This window comes from Kibdelosporangium persicum (assembly GCF_013280595.1).
In the GTDB taxonomy this organism is placed as follows: Bacteria; Actinomycetota; Actinomycetes; order Mycobacteriales; family Pseudonocardiaceae; genus Kibdelosporangium; species Kibdelosporangium persicum.
This window is the reverse complement of record NZ_JAAATY010000028.1, coordinates 21603-40631: the sequence shown is the minus strand read 5'-3', so window position 1 is coordinate 40631 and position 19029 is coordinate 21603. Positions and strand designations below refer to the sequence as shown.

At 70.6% G+C, this 19029-nt stretch carries 8 protein-coding genes; 1 reads left to right on the top strand and 7 read right to left on the bottom strand.

Annotated features, from left to right (window positions below; translation table 11 throughout):
- The first annotated feature begins 269 nt into the window (after positions 1-269).
- The gene (locus GC106_RS35685; RefSeq protein ID WP_173139732.1) at positions 270-3116 is read left to right on the top strand and encodes an ATP-binding protein; all 2847 of its coding nucleotides are present in this window, start codon (positions 270-272) and stop codon (positions 3114-3116) included.
- Between the two features lie 48 nt (positions 3117-3164).
- Here GC106_RS35685 and GC106_RS35680 read toward each other — a convergent pair whose 3' ends face one another.
- From GC106_RS35680 to GC106_RS35650, 7 genes are read right to left on the bottom strand one after another with little or no spacing between them, the layout of a single operon-like run.
- On the bottom strand, positions 3165-3914 hold the full coding sequence (locus tag GC106_RS35680; protein WP_173139730.1) for a thioesterase II family protein: 750 nt from the start codon (positions 3912-3914) through the stop codon (positions 3165-3167).
- Positions 3911-4972: an HAD-IIIC family phosphatase gene (locus tag GC106_RS35675; RefSeq protein ID WP_173139728.1), complete on the bottom strand. Its 1062-nt coding sequence runs from the start codon at positions 4970-4972 to the stop codon at positions 3911-3913. The genes GC106_RS35680 and GC106_RS35675 overlap by 4 nt, the downstream gene beginning before the upstream one ends.
- Positions 4969-6090 carry an acyl-CoA dehydrogenase family protein gene (locus tag GC106_RS35670; RefSeq protein ID WP_312873148.1) on the bottom strand — a complete coding sequence of 374 codons (1122 nt, stop codon included), beginning with the start codon at positions 6088-6090 and terminating at the stop codon, positions 4969-4971. Before GC106_RS35670 ends, GC106_RS35675 begins: the two co-directional genes overlap by 4 nt.
- A 20-nt stretch (positions 6091-6110) precedes the next feature.
- Positions 6111-6365 (bottom strand): acyl carrier protein, encoded by a 255-nt coding sequence (locus tag GC106_RS35665; RefSeq protein ID WP_173139726.1) that lies wholly within the window; start codon positions 6363-6365, stop codon positions 6111-6113.
- Between the two features lie 39 nt (positions 6366-6404).
- On the bottom strand, positions 6405-7250 hold the full coding sequence (locus GC106_RS35660; protein WP_173139724.1) for a 3-hydroxyacyl-CoA dehydrogenase family protein: 846 nt from the start codon (positions 7248-7250) through the stop codon (positions 6405-6407).
- Positions 7247-10192 carry a type I polyketide synthase gene (locus tag GC106_RS35655; RefSeq protein WP_173139722.1) on the bottom strand — a complete coding sequence of 982 codons (2946 nt, stop codon included), beginning with the start codon at positions 10190-10192 and terminating at the stop codon, positions 7247-7249. The genes GC106_RS35660 and GC106_RS35655 overlap by 4 nt, the downstream gene beginning before the upstream one ends.
- Before the next feature lie 7 nt (positions 10193-10199).
- Positions 10200-19001 (bottom strand): type I polyketide synthase, encoded by an 8802-nt coding sequence (locus GC106_RS35650; RefSeq protein ID WP_173139720.1) that lies wholly within the window; start codon positions 18999-19001, stop codon positions 10200-10202.
- Positions 19002-19029 lie beyond the last annotated feature (28 nt).

Genomic DNA, 19029 nt, shown 5'->3' with positions numbered 1-19029 from the left:
ACAGCCGCCAACCAGATTCAGTCCGCGTAAAGTGTGACGCAGATTACAACAGGAAGAATTGTTAGCTACCAGAACCGTGCCGAGCCTGTCAAGAACAAACGACGGGACCAATACGATCTATTCGAAAGCGCAGGTTCCACGCATTCTTATTGCGGCAAGGCCGCCGGACGGCGACTCTGGGGAACAGGACCGGGCGACTACCGTTTCGGTCACGTGATCGGCGAGTCCGGCAAGCCAGTTGGCCAAGTGCGAGGAGTCGAGGGAAAACCGTGCAATTTACTGTGTTGGGTTCGCTTGAGGTGGTCAATCGCGGCGTCGTTGCACCGATCAAAGGCACCAAGCAGCGCGCGGTACTCGCCTACCTCCTGTTGCACGCGAACCAGGTGGTCGCGACAAGCAAGCTGCTCAAGGCCCTGTGGCCGGAGAAGGTCCCGCCGACGGCGCGCAAGATGGTGCAGAATGCCGTTTCCGGACTGCGCAACGTACTCGCCGCGCACGCCGACCAGAAGCAGTCCGCTCTGCTACTCACCCATGCCCCCGGGTACGTGCTGCGCGTCCCGCCGGAGCGCGTCGACCTTTTGCGGTTCGAGACGCTGGCACAGGCCGCACGCACCAGCCTGGCCCAGGGGCACAGCGACCAGGCGGCACAGGCGCTGCGCGAGGCGTTACGCCTGTGGCGCGGCCCGGTACTGGCCGATCTGGTCGAGTCCGGCGTCAACTGGCCCGAACTGACGAAGATCCGTGACATGCATGTGGCCGTGCAGGAGGACTACTTCAACATCCAGCTCGACCACGGCAGGCACATCGAGATCCTGCCCGAACTGGAGCAGGTGTTCGGATCGGAGCCCCACCGCGAGCGGCTGTGCCGCCAGTTGATGACCGCGCTCTACCGCGCGGGACGGCACGTGGACGCCCTCCAGGTCTACCGCAGGACCCGCGACGCGCTACAGGCCGATCTCGGCCTTGAACCCGGGCGTGAACTGCGCGACCTCGAGCGGGCGATCCTGGAGCACGACTCCGCCCTGCAACTGCCCGCACCGGTTCAGCCCGCGCAGCCCGACGAGGAACCGCCGAGCAGCGCCTTCCTGGCCACGGCTGAGGATTTCCGCCCCGCGGCCCCCGTTCCCGCGCCGGCAGCCGTGGTGCCTGCGCAGGAGAATGTCCGCCGGGCGGTGGCTCCCGAGGCGGTGACGGAACGGCGGCTTGTCAGCGTGATGGCGGTGACTCTCCGCCAGCGGATCGACCGGGACCCGGAGGAAGTCGAGCAACTGCTGGGGGACATCGCGGAAGTGGTGCGCGAGGTGGTGGACCGGGCGTGCGGGACTGTCGTCGGGACCACGGGTTCGCTCTTGCTGTTGTCCGTCTTCGGCGTGCCCCGCACGCGTGACGACGACGCGCCGCGAGCGGTGCGCGCGGCTTTGCGGATCAGGGACCGTCTTCTGGCACTGGACTCTTTGACGACCGCGGGCGCGGACGTCCGGCTGGCCGTCGCCACCGGTGAGGTGCTGGCGAAGTACCCCCTCGACGGCGACTCGACGCCGACCATCACCGGCACGGTTGTGGACACCTGCGTACTGATGACGAACGCGGCACACCACGCGACGGTATGGATCTGCGACGTCACCCGGCAGGCCAGCGCGTCACTGGTCATCTGCTCCGAGCAGTCGGAGGTGGCCTCGATGTGGCGAGTCGAAGCGGTCCGGGACACCCCGGTTCCCGGTCCACAGCGGCACGTCCGCGCGCCGTTCCTGGGTCGCGACGTGGACCTGGATCTGTTGCACCGCATGCTGAACCAGGCCGAACGGCACGCGCGCCCGCAGTTGCTGACCATCCTCGGCGAGGCGGGTATCGGCAAGTCGCGGCTGGTCGAGGAGTTCGTCCAGTCGGTGGCGGCGAGCGGCACTCCCGGCGAAGACGCCGGCAACGGGGTGACCCGGACGCGTCCCAAGGTGCTCACCGCGCACATTCCCGACCTCTGCGAGGATGTGGCCGCACGCACCCTGGCAGGCATCGCCCGTGAGTGCCTCGGCATCCGGCCCGGCGAAACCATGCCGGACGCGCAGGCCAAGCTCAGCGATGCCCTGGACCGCCACGGCGTCGGCTGCGAGCACAGCGAGCGGCTGATGTCCTGGCTGAGGCCACTGGTGCTGTCCCCGTCGCACGACGGGCTGGACATCGAGCAGGCGTTCTTCGCACTGCGCGCCCTGCTGGAAGCGATGGCCGCGAAGCAGCCGCTGATCACCGTCTTCGAAGACCTCCACCTCGCCGACGAGCAACTGCTGGAGTTCGTCGCCAGGCTCTCCCACGGCTTCGGTTCCGTTCCCCTGCTGGTCATCGTCACCGCCCGCCCCGAGCTGCTCACGGCGCACCCGGGATGGCAGGGCACGGCGCGCAACGCGACCACGGTGACACTGGAGCCGCTCCCGGACTCGGCCATGGCGGAGTTGCTGAACTCGGGCTTGGGCACGCCGAACGGTGTCTGGCCCGAGCAGTTGCGGCAGTCGATCCTGACCAAGGTGAACGGCAATCCGCTGTTCGCCATGGAGTACGCCGCGGCGATCGGCACCGGCCGGTTCCATGAGGAACTGCCGCCAGACCAGGTGCGCAGAGTGCTCACCGCCCAGCTGACCACGCTGTCCCCGGACGAGAAGACGGTGCTCAAGGACGCCGCGGTGCTCGGCGAGATGATCACCGCGGCCGGTATCGCCGCGGTCGGCGAGTACGGCGAGGACCACATCGACGACATCAGCCACTGCCTGGCACGGCTGGAACGAAAGCGACTGCTGCGCCGGGCGCCCTACCGCGTCGTGGCGGAAAAGCAGACGTACGAGTTCTCCCAGGTGCTCATCCGCGACATCTCCTACTTGGAGCTGCCGCGCGCACAACGGGCGGCCAAGCACCGCAACGCGGCGTCGTGGATCGACAGCCTCGCCAATGTCGAAGGCTGGCACCATGATCCGCAGCACCCGCTCCGCATGCATCACCACCGGCACGTCACGGCGGCAGCGGGTAAGCGCATGGCGCCGTACATGCCCACGATCGTTCCCGCACCGGACCGGAGCATCGGCACCAGGTTCGCTCTCTCGCGCCGGGAAGCCATGTCGCGGGTGCCGTAATCGCCGGGCCCAGGTGAGGCGGAGCGTGCGCGCTCCGCCTCACCTGGTTCACACCTTCACGGTCAGGCGCTCGCGGATGACGCCGAGCAGCTCCGGCGCCCGCTTCTCCAGGTAGAAGTGCCCGCCGGGGTAGGTGAACAGCGCCGAGTCCGCTGACAGCTCCCGCCACGCGGCCAGTTCGGCGTCGTCGGCGCGCGGGTCGCCGTGCCCGCCGAACACCGTCAACGGGATCGGCAGCGGCGGTCCGGGAACGTGCCGGTAGGTCTCGTTCACCGAGAGATCCGCTCGCAGCAGCGGCAGGAACATCTCCAGCAGGGCACGGTCACGCTGAAGCACGTCTGGGAAGCCGCCGAGCGCGCGCAGTTCCACGACGAGGTCGTCGACCGGCAGCGCACGCAACTCCCTGCGAGTGCTGGGCAGGTGCGGCGCCGCCCGGCCCGAGACGAACAGGTGCCGGGGCGGCCGGCCGCCCTGTTCGACGATCTTCCGGGTGACCAGGTAGGCGGTCAACGCGCCGACACTGTGCCCGAAGATGGCGTAGTCACCGGTGAACTCGCTGCCCAGTCCGGAAAGCACGTCGTTGACGAGCTTCCTGGCGTCGTGGTGCGCGGCCTCCCGGCCGCGCGCGGCGCGGCCGGGCAGCTGCACCGGGCAGACCACCAGATCATCCCCTGCGGCGTCCCGCCAGTTCGCGTAGACGGCGGCGCTGGCGCCCGCGTGCGGGAAGCAGTACAACCGCGTCCCGGTCCCGGATCGGCCGTACGGCAGCCAGGGCGAGATGGTGTTCGCCGCGGTCACTCGACGTTCACCACCAGGTACGTCGGTGACGGCTGGATCTGGCTGAGGTCGGACTCCAGCACCAACTGGTTGCCGTCACGGGAGATCTCGGTGAAACCGGCGAACGCGTAGGTCACGAACATGACCCGGTTGCGTCCGGTCTCGACGAAGTCCGCCCGCAGCCTGGCACCGTCCTCCTTGGCCAGCCGCATCACGTGGTTGAGCAACACGGTGCCGACACCGCGCGCCATCACCCGGCACGACATCAGCATCATCCGCAGGTGCCACGCGGGCTGCCCGCGCTCGACCAGCGCGAGGCCGATCTTGCCGTAACCGCCGTACTTGTCGGTCAGCGACGCGACCAGCAGCAGGTGGTCCGGCGACGTGCGCAGCTCGTCCAGTTCCTCGTAGGAGTACGTGCGCCCGGTCGAGTTCAGCTGGTTGGTGCGTACGGTCAGTTCTTCCGCCCGCTGCAGGTCCTCCCGCCGCGCCCGGCTGATCGTGAACACCATGTCCAATGTGGACAGGAATTCCTCGTTGGTGCCCGTGTACTCCTGTTCCACCTGGTCACGCACCGCGGCCGCGCGGTAGAGCTCGCGGCGCACACGGGACTCGTCGGTGACGAACTTCGGCCGGAACTCGTCGGACGCCAGTTCGGCGGCGAGCCTGCTGACGTCCACGGTCTTCACCGCGGGCAGCGCGTGCGCGACCTCCGCCAGTTCGAACGGCTGGTCGTCGACGAACGCGATGGCGTCCAGGCCGATGTTGAGCGCCTTGGCGATCCGTTCGACCGACTGCGACTTCGGATTCCAGTTGATCTGCGGATACAGGAAGTACTCGGCCAGTCCGGCCGCCTCCAGCCGGGCCGTCGCCGCTTCGTGGTCGTTGCGGCTGGCCACCGAATGCAGGATGCCGATCTCGTCGAGCCGCTTGATCTCCGCGACGACCTCCGGACGGACCCGCACCTGACTGTCCTCCAGGAGCGTGCCGTCCCACAGCGTGTTGTCCAGGTCCCACACCACGCACTTGATCCGACCGCGCTTCGGCTTCGCCGAAGCCGCGGTGTCCGCCTGCGTCACCGCGCCACCTCTCGATACGCCTCGGCCGCGATGGTCAGCTCCTGGATCTGGGTGCTGCCCTCGATGACCTCGGTCACTTTGCTGTCGCGGTACAACCGCGCCACCGGATAGTCGGCGCTGAAACCGTTAGCGCCGTGGATCTGGACCGCGTCGTTCGCCGCTCGCACGGCCGCTGTCGACGCGAAGTACTTCGCCACCCACGTGGCCATGATCGTCGCCGGGTCGCCGGCGTCCTTCAGCGCGCCCGCCCGCTGGCACAGCAGTTGTGCCGCGTCCCGGGCGGTCACCATGTTGCTGACCATCGCCCGCACCTGGGGCAGGTCCCGCAATGCGGCGCCACCGGCGGTGCGGGCCGACGTGTAGGCCGCACACGCGTCGAGGGCGGCGCGGATGATGCCGACCGAGCCGCACGCGACGCTGTAGCGGCCCAGATCCAGCGCACTCGTCATCACCGTTCCCGCCGCCCAGCCCCGCGGGCCGAGCAATGCCGACGCCTCCAGCCGTACGCCGGTGAACTCGACGGTGGCGAGCATGCTGGCCGGCGTGCCCATCACGTGCCGCAGCGGAGTCACGTCCACGCCCGGCTGATCGGCCTCCACCAGGAAGGCGCTCATCCCACCGCCGGTCCCCGCGAAGACCATGAACAGGTCGGCGAGCTGGCCGCCGGTGATCCACTTCTTGCGGCCGTCGAGAATCCAGCCGTCGCCGTCCGGCACCGCCTTGGTGCCCTCGGCGGTGGAATCGCTCCCGCTGTGATCGGGCTCGGTGAGGCAGAACGCGCCGAGCGCCTTGCCTTCCGCGAGCGGCCGCAGCCAGCGCTCCCGTTGCCCGTCACTGCCCCAGCGGTGCACCGACGCGGACACCATCGTGTGCACGGTCAGCAGGCTGCGCAGCGAGGAACAGCCGCGGCCGATCTCCTCGTGCACCCGGCCAAGGGTGACCATGTCCATGCCCCAGCCGCCGGACTCCGCCGGCAGGAACGGCGCCCACAGGCCTAGTTCGGCCACCCGGCCCAGGACGTCCTCGGGCATGCGCTCCGCGCGGTCGAACTCGTTCGCGTGCGGCGCGACCTCATCGTCGACGAACCGCCCGACCTCGGCCAGGTCCCAGGTCTCCACCTGCACACCCCCGCTCGCGCTCAGCGCGCCGTCGCGGCCGACTGCTGCCGCCGCACGAGGTCGGCCATCCGCGCCACCGTGCGGAAGTTGTCCAGGTTGAGCTCCTCGTTGGGGATGCGCGTGCCGAACGCCTTCTCGATGAACATCACCAGCTCCATCGCGAACAAGGAGTTGACGAACCCCAGCGCGAAGATGTCCTGCTCGTCGGTGAAGGTCATCCGGGGGAACTTGGCGGTGATGAAGGCGCGGATCTCGTTGCGGGCATCCTGCGACATGATGGGCCTTTCTCGTCTGGTCGGGGAAGTACGGACAGGTCAGCCCGCGTAGGTGTAGAAGCCTTTGCCGCTCTTGCGGCCATGCAGACCCGCGTCCGTCATCTTCTTCAGCAACGGGCATGGGCGGTACTTGCTGTCGTTGAACTGCTCGTAGAGCACTTCGACGCTGTAGAGGATCGTGTCCACGCCGATCAGGTCGGCCGTCTCCAACGGCCCCATCGGGTGACCGAAACAGCTGCGGAACACCTCGTCGACCGTCTCGGCGTCGGCGACGCCTTCGTGCACGAGGAAAGCCGCTTCGTTGACCGTCAGCATGAGCACCCGGTTGGACACGAACCCGGAGGCGTCGTTGACCGGGATCGGCTTCTTGCCCATCGACTCCAGCAACGCGCGGACGGTGTCCTTGGTCTGCTCGCTGGTGTGGTAGCCCGGAATGAACTCGCACGCGGGCTTCATCGGCACCGGGTTCATGAAGTGCACGCCCATCACCTTGTCCGGGCGCGACGTCAGCGAGGCGATCTTGGTGATCGGAATCGCCGACGTGTTGACGACGAACACAGTGCCCGCCTTGCAGGCCGCGTCGAGCTTCGGGTACAGGGCGCTCTTGAGCTCCCAGCTCTCGGTGATGTTCTCGATCACCACCTCGGTCTCGGCGAGCAGGCCGAGCGAGGTGCCGGTGGCGATCAGGGACAGCACGGCCGCCGGGTCGACCTCCGGCCCGCCGAGCATCCGGCTCATCCGGCAGTCCAGCTCGATCCTGGTCACCGCCCGGTCCAGCGCATCCGGGTCGTTGTCCACCAGGACAACGGAATGCCCGCTCTGGGCGAGGTTCTGCGCGACACCGGTGCCCATCACACCGGCGCCGACGACACCGACAAAAGTCATCGATTCTCCTTGACTGTGGTCAGATCCAGCACACCGTCGACGCGGCCGTGCGCCCGCCGCACCGCCTCGGCGACCTGGTCGGCCGGTCCGCCGAACTCGTCCGCGAACACGACTGTGGCGCCCAGTTCCCTGCCCAGCCGGACGGCCAGCGCCCGGCCGGTCCCGGTGACGTCGCCGTCGACCAGGTACACCGGTTGAGCGGCACGTGTCCCGTACGGGACCACCGTGCCGGACAGCCCGGCGGCCGGTTCGATCCAGTAGCGCTCACGCTGGAAGGCGTAGCCGGGCAAGGTCGTCTTCCGTGGCTCACGGCCGTCGTGGTAGGCCCGCCAGTCGATGTCCACACCGGACAGCCACAGCCGGCCGAGCGCCTCGGTGAGCACTTCGGTGCCGGGCCTCGGATCGGCCTCGCCGGGCAGCGAGGGGACGAGCCGCGCCCAGCGATCCTGGGGGAAGTCGGGGTGCCCGCGGAACATCGAGCCGAGTGACTGGCCCGCGCCCAGTTCGACGAGTACGGCGTCCGGCCATTGCGTCGCGATGTGCGCGATCATCGTGGCGAACCGCACCGGGCGGCACATGTGCTCGGCCCAGTAGCCCGGGTCCGCCAGCTGTTCGCCGGTGATCGGCACGCCGGTGACATTGGACAGGTAGGGCGTGTCAGGGGTGCGCGGCTTGAGGTTCTTACGGGCCCACGCGGTGAGTTCGGCCGCGACCGGGCGCAGTGCCCGCGAGTGGAACGCGTGCGTGGTACGCAGCGGCCGGGCGGGAACTTCCCGCGCGGCAAGCTTTTCGGTCAGCTCGGCGACCGCGTCCACCGGGCCGGACACCACCAGCATCCGCGGCCCGTTGACCGCGGCGATGTCCAGGCCGGACGCGGTGATGTCACCGGCCATCCGGGTCAGCTGGTCCGTGGACAGCGGGATCGCGGCCATCGCGCCCGCGGGCAGCGCCGAGATCAGCTGGGCCCTGGTGGCGACCAGCGCGGTCGCCTCCGGCAGCGTCAGGCTGCCCGCCAGTGCGGCGGCGGCGAACTCGCCGACGCTGTACCCGGCCAGGATCGCGGGTTCGGCTCCCCAGGCTCGCAGCAGCGTGCCGAGTGCGTAGTCGATCGCGAAAACACCCGGCTGGACGGTCGTCGTCTCGGCGGACTCGGTGTCCGGCACCCGGCCGAGCAACCGAGCCAGGTCGCCGCCGCCGGCGGATCTCGGCCCGACCAGGTCCGCGACCGGGTCGAACCCCAGCTGGTCACGGAACAGCTCGGCGCATTCGTCGATCGCCGTGCGGAACGCCGGTTCGGTGGCGTACAGCCCGCCCGCCATGCCCGCGTACTGCTCGCCGACTCCGGCCAGCAGGAACCCCGCCTGCCGCGAGACCGTTGCGGCGTCTGCGAGCACACGGGTCTCCGACGCCAGCGCCTCCGCCGCGTCGGCCGGCGACGAGACCACGGTCATCCGCCGGTGTTCGAACGCCTTGCGGCCGAACTGGAGCGTGTAGCCGACGTCCGCCAGGTCTGTCCACTCAGGACTACTCGCGGCCAGCCGGGACGTCGCGGCGGCCACGGCTTCGGGCGTACGGGCCGACCACACCAACAGCTGGTGCGGCCGCTCAGCTTCCCTCTCCCGCGACTCCTCCGGGGCTTCCTCGACGACCACGTGCACATCGGCGCCGCCGTAGCCATGCGCGGTCACCCCCGCGATCCGGGGACGGTCGCCGCGCGGCCAGTCAGTCAGTTCGGCGACCACGGAAAGCTTGTCGCCGGACAGGGGAAGCTGCGGGTTCGGCGTGGCGAAGTTCACCGCGGGCGGGAGTTTCCCGTGGTGCAGCGCGAGCGCGGTCTTGATCAGCCGCGCGATCCCGCCCGCCTGGTTGATGTGGCCGAGGTTCGCGTCGGTCGAGCCGAGCGTGACCCGCTCGACGCCGTCGACGTCGAAAACCTTCTGCAGCGCCGAGATCTCCGCGACATCGCCGAACGGTGTGCCCATCGTGCCCACCTCGACGTGGCCGACCTCGGCCGGGTCCACGCCCGCCGCGGCCAGTGCCTCGGCGACCACAGCGGTCTGCCCCGGCACGCCGGGCAGGTCGAACCGCTGACGGCCCTGGTTGCCCTCGTGGTTCACCGCCCAGCCGCGGATGACCGCGTAGATCCGGTCGCCGTCGGCCTGCGCGTCCTCCAGCCTGCGCAACACCACGACGCCGACGCCGTCACCGGGGATCTTGCCGTTGGCGCCCGCGTCGAGGACGCGGTTCGTCCCGTCCGGGGAGAACTGGCCGCCGTCAACGTAAAGGTAGCCAGGGGTCTGCGGCACGATCACGGACACCGCTCCGGCGACGACCACGTCCGATTCGCCGGTCAGCAGGCTGGTGCAGCCCTGGGCGACCGCCGTGAGCGCGGTCGAGCTGCAACTCTGCACGCTCACCGACGGCCCGGTCAGGTCGAGCGCGTACGACAGACGGGACGGGATCAGGTCTTTCTCGTTCTGCAGAACCAGGTGGCCGGGGCCGTGGGTGAGCACGGCGGACTCGTCGCGCAACAGATTCGACAGCAGATAACTGCTCGGCGCGCCACCGGCGAACACCCCGACGGGACCGTCGATCCGATCGGGGTCGATGCCGCCGTCCTCCAAGGCATGCCATGCGCATTCGAGGAACAGCCGGTGCTGGGGGTCGAGCAGTTCCGCGTCGGTCGCGCTGTAGCCGAAGAAGTCCGCGTCGAACCGGTCGATGTCCGGCAGCAGCCCGGCGGCCGGGACGAACGCGGGGTCGTCGGCCAGTTCCGGCTCCACTCCGGCGGCGAGCAGTTCGGCCCGGCTCATCCTGGTGATGCCGTCGCGCCCGGCGCACAGATCGGCCCAGAACTTCGCGATATCGGGGGCACCGGGGAAGGTGCCCGCCATGCCCACGATGGCGATGTCGTCGCCGGTGTCGCGTTCCCGCATGCTCATCTGTCGGTCACTTCCCGGTCCGGTTCTGGCGCTTACGCAGGTTGGCGGCACGAGCCCGGCGGCGCTCACCGCGCGCGGACGCGTCCTCGGCCACCGCGGCGGGGGGCGGCGCGGCGGCGTCCGGCTCGCCGAACAGCGTCGCGAACTCGGCGATGGTCGGCTTCTCGAACAGGCTGGCCGGGGCCAGCTCGACACCGAACTCCTTGGCGACCCGGCTGATCACCACCATGCCGATCAGCGAGGTGCCCCCGAGATCGAAGAACCGGTCGTTGACGCCGGCCCGCTCGATGCCCAGGCAGTCCTCCCAGATCGCGCCCACCCGTTCCTCGGCCGGCGTGCGGGGAGCCACGTAGGGGGTACGCAACTCGGGGCGCGGGTAGCGCTCCCTGCCGCCCAGCTCCCCGTCTGCTCCGGCCACCAGCGCGTCGACCGAGCCGAGCTGGGCCAACGCGGCCAGCGCGTCGGAAAGCCCGATCGGCAACGCGGTCACCTGCGACTCGCCCGAGGCGACGATGCGGGACAGCAGCTGCGTGCCGTCCTCGGCCGGGATGCCGAATTCCTCACGGAACCGCTTGGCGTTCTGCTGGAGTTCGGCCGAACCCGCCAGCCCCGCCGATGTCCAGGCGTCCAGCTGCCACGGTCCCCAGGCCACCGAGACGACCCGCTTGGCCACCTCGCCGGTGTTGGCCGTCACGGCTGCGAAGGCGTCGAGGAACGCGTTCGCCGCGGAGTAGTCCGTCTCGCCGACGCCGACGGTCAGCGTGACCGAGGACGAGTAGAGCACCAGCAGCTCCACCGGATCGGCGCGCAGCGCGTCGGCAAGGGCGAGGGTGCCCGCGACCTTCGGGGCGAGCACGGCCGCGGCCTGCTCCTCGGTCTTGTTCTGCAACAGCCCGCCGCCCGCGACGCCCGCCGCGTGGATGACGCCGTGCAGCTCGCCGAAGTGCTCGCGGACCTGCCGCAGCATCGGCCCGACCTGTTCCGGGTCGCTGACGTCGGCCTGCACGACGAGCACTTCGGCACCGAGAGCACGCAACTGCCGTACGGCCAGCAGCACTCCACTGGTTTTGTCGTCCACGCCGTGCTCGGCGATCCAGGTGTCCCAGGTGTCCTGCGGCGGCAACGCGGTGCGCCCGGTCAGGGCGAGCCGGGCGCCGCTCCGCGCCAGCCGCCGGGCCAGTGCCAAGCCGAGCACACCCAGGCCGCCGGTGATCAGGTAGACCCCGCCGGGACGCCAGGCTTCGGCGTCGTCGGCCTCCGGCAGCACCACCGGATCGAAGTCGCGGACCCAGCGGCGGCCGCCGCGCCAGGCGGCGACGCCGACACCGTCCACGGTGTCCGAAGTGGACGCGGCCAGGATGTCCAGCTCCCGCAACGCCTGCGCGGCCAGGTCGCCGTCCGCCGCGAAGTCCGCGTACTGCGAACGGACCAGCGGATACTCCGCGGCGATGGCGTCCGTCATCGCCGCGATGGTCGCGGCATGCGGATCGCCTGCGTCCCCGCCGAGCACGTCGAACCCGTTCGCGGCCAGGCAAACCAGTTCGACCCGCCGGTCGGCGCACTCCGCGCCGATGGCTTTGCCCAGCCGCATCAGGCTGTAGAAGCCGCTTTCCAGGCCGGTGTCGGTCAGGCCGTGGGCGTGCACGATCCGCACCGGCGCGCCGGTGATGCCCGCCAGCAGGCTCCGGTGGTCCTCCGTGCCGGCGTGGATCACTTCGTGCCCGGCTTCGGTGGCCAGCGCGGTGAACCGCTCGGCGAACGGACCGGCTTGGGCGAAGAGCACGAGCGGGCCACCAGTGGCCGGGGCCGGACGGCTGTTGTCGCGGCGCCAGGTCGGTGTGTAGGTCTTGAGGCCGTCGTAGACGGGCTTCGCGGGGGCTGTCTTGTCCATCGACCAGTTCTCGCCGCGCCCTGTGGTCTCGGGCCAGTAGCGGCTGCGCTGGAAGCGGTACGCGGGCAGCGTGACGAACCTGCGGTCCTCGCCAGCGCCACGTGCCCAATCCACCGGCACGCCGTGCTCCCACAGTGCGCCGAGTGCCTTGAGCCAGCTGCGCCGGTCCGTGCCGGGCGACGGGGCGGGCAGCAGGGAAACGACCGGCGTCCCGGCGAGGTGTTCGCCTGCGGCCTCGGCGCCCGCGTCGCCCAGACCGGCCTCGACGAGGACTTCGGCATGGCGGCCCAGGCCGAGCAGCCCATCGGCGAAGCGGTCGGCGGCTCGTGCCCAGTGGGCGGCGTCGCGCGCTTCGGCGGCAGTCAGCGCATCGCCCGTGCGCGGCGAGACGACGGTGATCACCGGGTCGGACGCGGTCGCGGGCACTGTGCCGTCAAGGGTGAGTGCGAGACCGTCGGCCAGCGAGACGATCCCGCCGACGACAGTGGCGACGTACTCGCCGCTCCCCTGGCCCAGTACCACGGCCGGGACCAAGTCCCACGAGGCCAGCATCTGGACCAGCGCGTACTGCACCGCGAACGCCGCAGCCCCATCGGCCGCAGCGCCGTCATCATCAGCAGCGGCGTCGCCGTGGAGCGCGTCCAGCAGGTCGACCCGGCCGTTGAGCAGGCCGGCGCACTCGTCGATCGCGGCACGGAACGCGGGTTCGGTGTCGTACAGCTCGCGAGTCGTGCCACGCCACGCGCCGGACTGTCCCGGGAGCAGCAGGCCGAAGCGACGGTTGTCCTCCACGACCGAACCGGTGATGTCCGTGCGCAGCGAAGCAATGGCATCGTTGAGGTCGCGCACCAGCAGTGCGGACCGTACCGGCAGCGCACTGCGCCCCGCCTGGGTGGTGTAGGCGACGTCGGCCAGCTCCAGTTCCGGATGGGCTTCGAGGTGGTCCGCCAGCGCGGCGGCGTTGGCCCGCAACGCCGAGTCGTTGTGCCCGGACAACGTGAGCAGCTGCCATTCGGGGCCAGGGCGGGAAACCGTGGCCCCGGGTGCCTGTTCCAGGACAAAGTGGACATTGGAGCCGGACCAGCCGAACGAGCTGACGCCCGCACGCAGCACGCCGTCGGCGTCCGCCGGGAACGGCCGCACGGCCTCCACCGGCCGGACCGGACCGTCCACTGTGACCACCGAATTCGGGTTGGTCATGTGCAGGTTGCCCGGCAGCCGGCCGTTTTCCAGCGCCAGCACGGTCTTGATCAAGCCGGCCATCCCGGCCGCGGCCTGGGTGTGCCCCACGTTGGTCTTGACCGCGCCCACGAGCAGCGGTTCCGGCGCGGCGCGGTCGCTGAAGACGTCCTGCAACGCGGTGAACTCGATGGCGTCGCCGAGCGGCGTGCCCGAGCCGTGCGCCTCCACGTAGCCGACCTGGTCCGTTCGCAGGCCCGCATCGGCCAGTGCGGCACGGATGACCGCGGTCTGCGCGGTCCGGTTGGGCGCGGTGAGACCGTTGCTGCGGCCGTCCTGGTTGGTCGCGGTGCCGCGGATCACCGCGCGGGCCCGCTGGGCCGGGCCGACGTCCTGCGCGCGGCGCAGGATGACCGCGCCGCCGCCTTCGCCGATCACGTAGCCGTCGGCGGACTCGTCGAAGGTCTTGGTGCGGCCGTCCGCGGCGAGCATGCTCATCTTGCAGGACTGGACGAACACCTCCGGACTGGTCATCGCCGACGTGGCACCGACGATCGCGATGTCGCACTCGCCCCGGCGCAGGCTCTGCACGGCCAGGTGCATGGCGCTGAGCGCGGACGAGCAGGCGGTGTCCACGGTCAGGCAGGGCCCGTTCAGGTCGAGCTGGTGCGCGATCCGCCCGGCGGCGGCGGACAGCGAACTGCCCAGGGTGAAGTACGGGTCGTTGGAGGCGCCGTCACCGTCGGCCCGCAACTGGACCGTCGTGTACTGCATGGTGTCGATCAGCCCGGCGAACACGCCGGTGCGGCTGCCCCGTAGTTGCTCGGCGGTGAGCGACGCGTCCTCCAGCGCTTCCCAGACCAGCTCCATGAGCAGCCGGAAGCTCGGGTCGAGCCGGCGCGCCTCCTGCGGGGCCAGTCCGAAGAACGCCGCGTCCCAGTCGATGATGTCCGAGACGAACCCGCCTTGCTGGGTGTAGGCCTTGCCGGGTGCGGTGCGGTCGGGGTCGTAGTAGTCGGCCGCGTCCCAGCGCTCCGGCGGGACTTCCCGGATGAGGTCCTTGCCCTCGACGAGGTGCTGCCAGAACCGCTCCGGGGTGTCGCTGCCGCCGGCGAACCGGCACGCCATGCCGACCACGGCGATCTCCTGCCCCCGCTGGGTCTCCGTGCGCGCGGGGCCCGTCAGCGCCTGACCGGCCCGTGGGCCGAGTTCGGCGAGCAGGTGCGCGGCGAGGGCGGCCGGGCTCGGATGGTCGAACACGACGGTCGGCGGCAATGCCAAGCCGGTCTCGGCGTTGACCCGGCCACGCAACTCGACAGCGGTGAGCGAGTCGATGCCCAGTTTGGTGAACAGCTGCTGCGGCCCCACGCCGTCGCCGTCATGGCCCAGCACGGCTGAGGTGTGGGTGATCACCACGTCGAGCAGCACACGCTCCCGTTCGGCCGCGGGCATTCCGGCGAGCCGGGCCCGCCAGGCTTCGGCGGCCTCGGCGCCCTCCTCGGCCAGGCGGGCTTCGGCCTCGGCCATCGCGACGACCTCGGGAAGGTCGTCCACCAGCAGGTGCGGTCGCAGCGCGCGGAACGGCGGCGCGAACTTCGGCCAGTTCAGTGCCGCCACGGTCACCGCTGTCTCGTCACGGTCCAGCACCCGCTGCAACGCCGCCATGCCCAGTTCCGGGTCGATGGCCGGCACGCCGAGGTCTTCGAGGACCTGGCCGATCTCCTCGTGGACGCTCATGCCGACCCGGCCCCAGCGGCCCCACGCGACCGACGTGCCCGCCAGGCCACGGAACCGGCGCTGCTGGGCGACGGCCTCCAGGTAGGCGTTGGCCGCGCCGTACGCGCTCTGCAGGCTGTTGCCGATGGACGCGGCGATCGAGGAGTACAGCACGAAGGCGTCCAGATCGAGGCCTTCGGTGAGCTCTTCGAGGTTCCGCGTGCCCGCGACCTTCGAGCGCAGCACGTCGGCGTAGCGGTCGCGGTCCAGGGCCGTGATCTGGCCGATGTCGAGCACACCGGCGACGTGGAACACCGCGCGGAGGTCGGCGCGGACGCTGTCGACCACGGCCTTGAGGGCGGCACGGTCGCCGACGTCGCAGGCGGTGATGGTCACCCTGTCGCCCAGCTCCGCACGCAGGGCGGCGGCGCCGGGTGCGTCGTCGCCTTGCCGGGAGATCAGCACGACGTGCTCGGCACCCGAGCCGATCAGCCATTGCGCGAGGACGCCGCCCAGGCCGCCGGTGCCGCCGGTGACCAGCACCGTGCCGCGTGGCTTCCAGGTGCGTTTCGGTTCGACGGGCTCGGCGTGCACCAGGCGGCGGCCGAACGCGCCCGCGGACCGCAGCGCGACCTGGTCCTCGCCCAGGTCACCGGTGATCACGTCGCGCAGCAGCCCGCGCACCCGGTCGGACGGCTCGGCCGGGACGTCGACCAGACCACCCCACAGCCGGGCGTGCTCCAGCGCCGCGGCCCGGCCGAAACCCCAGATCTGGGCCTGGGGTGCGGAGGCGGGCGCCTCGTGCGGGCCGGTGGCCACGGCCCGCCGCGTGACCGTCCACAGTAGACCGCCAAGATCCAGCTCGGCCAGTACCCGCACCAACGACATGGTCGCTTCGGCACCGAACGACAAGCCATCGGTCTCGGTCTCGTCCAAGGCGACCAACGACAGCACGCCGTCGACCGGGGCGAGACCGTCCAGCGCGGCGGCCACATACGCGTGGTCAGGCGCGTCGAGCACCACCCGCTCCACCTCAGCGCCGGACAACGCCGCCGCAGCGGCCTCGGTCCAGTCGTTCGCCGTGGCGGAGGACACCACCAACCAGCGACCGGTGGCCGTACGGGCCGTGGGGGTGAAAGGCTTCCACCGAATGTGATAGGCCAGATCGTCCACTTCGGACTCGACCGCGCGGGCCCGGCGCCAGCGGGCGAGCGCGGGCAGAACCTCGCCGAGCGGCGCCTGCGCACCAGGCAGGTCCAGCTCCGCGGCGAGCTCGTCGACGTCACCCTTCGCCACGACGGTCCAGAACCGGGCGTCCTCGGTACCGGTGACCGCTTCCCCGGCGCCGGAATCCTCCAGCCAGTAGCGCCGACGCTGGAACGGGTATGTCGGGAGGGGGACAACACGCGCACCGCTGCCGTCGAGATAGGCGGTCCAGTCGACGCGGATGCCGTGGGAATGCAGCATTCCCAGTGCGCTGACAAGGGTGTGGACCTCGTCGCGGTCCTTGCGCTGGGCGGCGGCGAACACGGTCTCGTCCGGGCGCGTGGACCGGCCCATCGCGGTGAGCACGGCGTCCGGGCCAACCTCAAGGAACGCGGTCACGCCGCGCCCGTGCAGAGTCTGGACGGCATCGGCGAATCGGACGGCCTCGCGGACGTGCTCGACCCAGTACCGCGGATCGGTCAGCCGGTCGGCGAGGTCACCGGTCAGCGTGGAGACCACGGGGATCGTGGGCTCGGCGTACACCAGGCCACGGGCGACCTCGGCGAAGTCGGCCAGCATCGGGTCCATCAGGCTGGAGTGGAAGGCATGCGACACCTTCAGCCGAGTGGTCCGGCGGTCGGCGAACCGCCCGGCCACCGCGAGGGTGGCGGCCTCGGCACCGGAGATGACGACGGCACGCGGGCCGTTGACCGCGGCCAGGCAGACGTCGTCGGTCAGGTGCGGGCGGATCTCCTCCTCGGTCGCCTCGACGGCGACCATGGCGCCACCCGCGGGCAGCGCCTGCATCAGACGGCCACGGGCCTGCACCAGCTTGGCCGCGTCGGCGAGCGACAGCACCCCGGCGACGTGCGCGGCGGCCAGCTCACCGATCGAGTGGCCGGCAAGGAAGTCAGGAGCCACACCCCACGAGGTGACCAGGCGGAACAGTGCCACCTCGATCGCGAACAGCGCGGGCTGAGCGAACTCCGTGCGGTTCAACCGCTCAGTGTCATCGCCGAACATGACCTCGCGCACGCCTGGCAGGTGCGCGCAGACCTCGTCGAGCGCCGTGGCGAAGACCGGGAAGGCCTCGTACAGCTCACGGCCCATGCCGATCCGCTGCGCACCCTGGCCGGTGAACAGGACGGCCAGGCGTCCCGCGGTGGCGACTCCGGTGATCGCGCCGGCATCGCCGTCGGCGACGGCTCGTAGCCCTGCGGCCAGCTCGTCGCGATCGGCACCGACGACGACCGCTCGGTGTTCCAGCGCGGCACGGGTGGTGGACAGCGACAGCGCGAGGTCCACCGGCTCACCGCCGGGTTCGTCCACACTGGGCAGCAGCGAGGCCGCCTGAGCCCGGACCGCGGCCGGTGACGCTCCGGACAGCACGTACGGCACGACCGGTGGCGCGACCACGTCACGTGACGGCAGGGCAGCCTCGGGGGCCTGCTCCAGGATGATGTGCGCGTTAGTACCGCTGATGCCGAACGACGACACCGCCGCGCGGCGCGGCCGTTGCACCTCCGGCCACGGTTGTTGTTCGGCCAGCAGCGACACCGCGCCCATCGACCAGTCGACGTGCGGGGTCGGCCGGTCGACGTGCAGGCTGGCCGGAAGCACCCCGTGCCGCATGGCCTCGACCATCTTGATGATCCCGGCGACACCCGCGGCCGACTGGGTGTGCCCGATGTTGGACTTGACCGAGCCGAGCCACAACGGCTGCGTGCGGTCCCGGCCGTACGTGCCCAGCAGCGCCTGTGCCTCGATCGGGTCGCCGAGCCTGGTCCCGGTGCCGTGCGCCTCGACCACGTCTATGTCCGATGTGGACAGCCGGGCGTCGGCGAGCGCGGCACGGATCACCCGTTGCTGCGACGGGCCGTTCGGCGCGGTCAGTCCGCTGGACGCGCCATCGGAGTTGACCGCGCTGCCGCGAACCACGGCGAGCACGGGATGACCGTTGCGCTGAGCGTCCGACAGCCGCTCCAGCACAAGCACACCGACGCCCTCGGCCCAGTTCGTGCCGTCCGCGGCGGCGGCGAACGGCTTGCAGCGGCCGTCCGGGGCCAGTCCGCGCTGACGGGAGAACTCGACGAACGGCGCCGCGGTCGACATCACCGTCACACCACCCGCCAAGGCCAGGGTGGACTCCCCCGTCCGGAGCGAGTGCATGGCCAGATGCACTGCCACCAACGACGACGAGCACGCGGTGTCGATCGACACCGACGGTCCCTCCAGGCCCAGCACGTAGGAGATCCGGCCGGAGGCCACGCTGCCCGACGTACCGGTCCCCAGATAGCCCTCGTACTCCTCGGGCGGCGCGGTCAGCCGTGAGGCGTAGTCGGTGTAGCCGACACCGGCGAACACCCCGGTCGCGCTGCCCTTCAACGAGGACGGATCGATCCCGGCGCGTTCCACGGCTTCCCACGCGGTCTCCAGCAGCAGCCGCTGCTGCGGGTCGGTCGCCTCGGCCTCCCTGGGCGAGATGCCGAACAGTTCGGCGTCGAAGTCGGCGGCATCGTGCAGGAAGCCGCCTGCCCGCACGTAGCTGGTGCCGGACCGCTCCGGATCGCTGTCGTACAGCCCGTCGATGTCCCAGCCCCGGTCGGTGGGGAACGGTGAGATCGCGTCGACGCCGTTGGCGACGAGATCCCACAGTTGCCCGGGTGAGCGGACCCCGCCGGGGAACCGGCAGCTCATCGCGACGATCGCGATCGGCGCGGTCTGGAGTTCCTCGGCCTGCCGCAGCTGCCGACGGCTCTCCCGCAGGTCGGCCGCCATTCGCTTGAGGTAGTCGACGTACTGCTCTTCCGTTGGCATCGGTTTCTGGCTCCTATGACGGCTTCGG

Excerpts from the sequence above, each read along its gene's own strand:
- GC106_RS35650 (WP_173139720.1), bottom strand. The coding sequence starts at position 19,001 with ATGCCAACGGAAGAGCAGTACGTCGACTACCTCAAGCGAATGGCGGCC.
- GC106_RS35665 (WP_173139726.1), bottom strand. The coding sequence starts at position 6,365 with ATGTCGCAGGATGCCCGCAACGAGATCCGCGCCTTCATCACCGCCAAG.
- GC106_RS35660 (WP_173139724.1), bottom strand. The coding sequence starts at position 7,250 with ATGACTTTTGTCGGTGTCGTCGGCGCCGGTGTGATGGGCACCGGTGTC.
- GC106_RS35655 (WP_173139722.1), bottom strand. The coding sequence starts at position 10,192 with ATGAGCATGCGGGAACGCGACACCGGCGACGACATCGCCATCGTGGGC.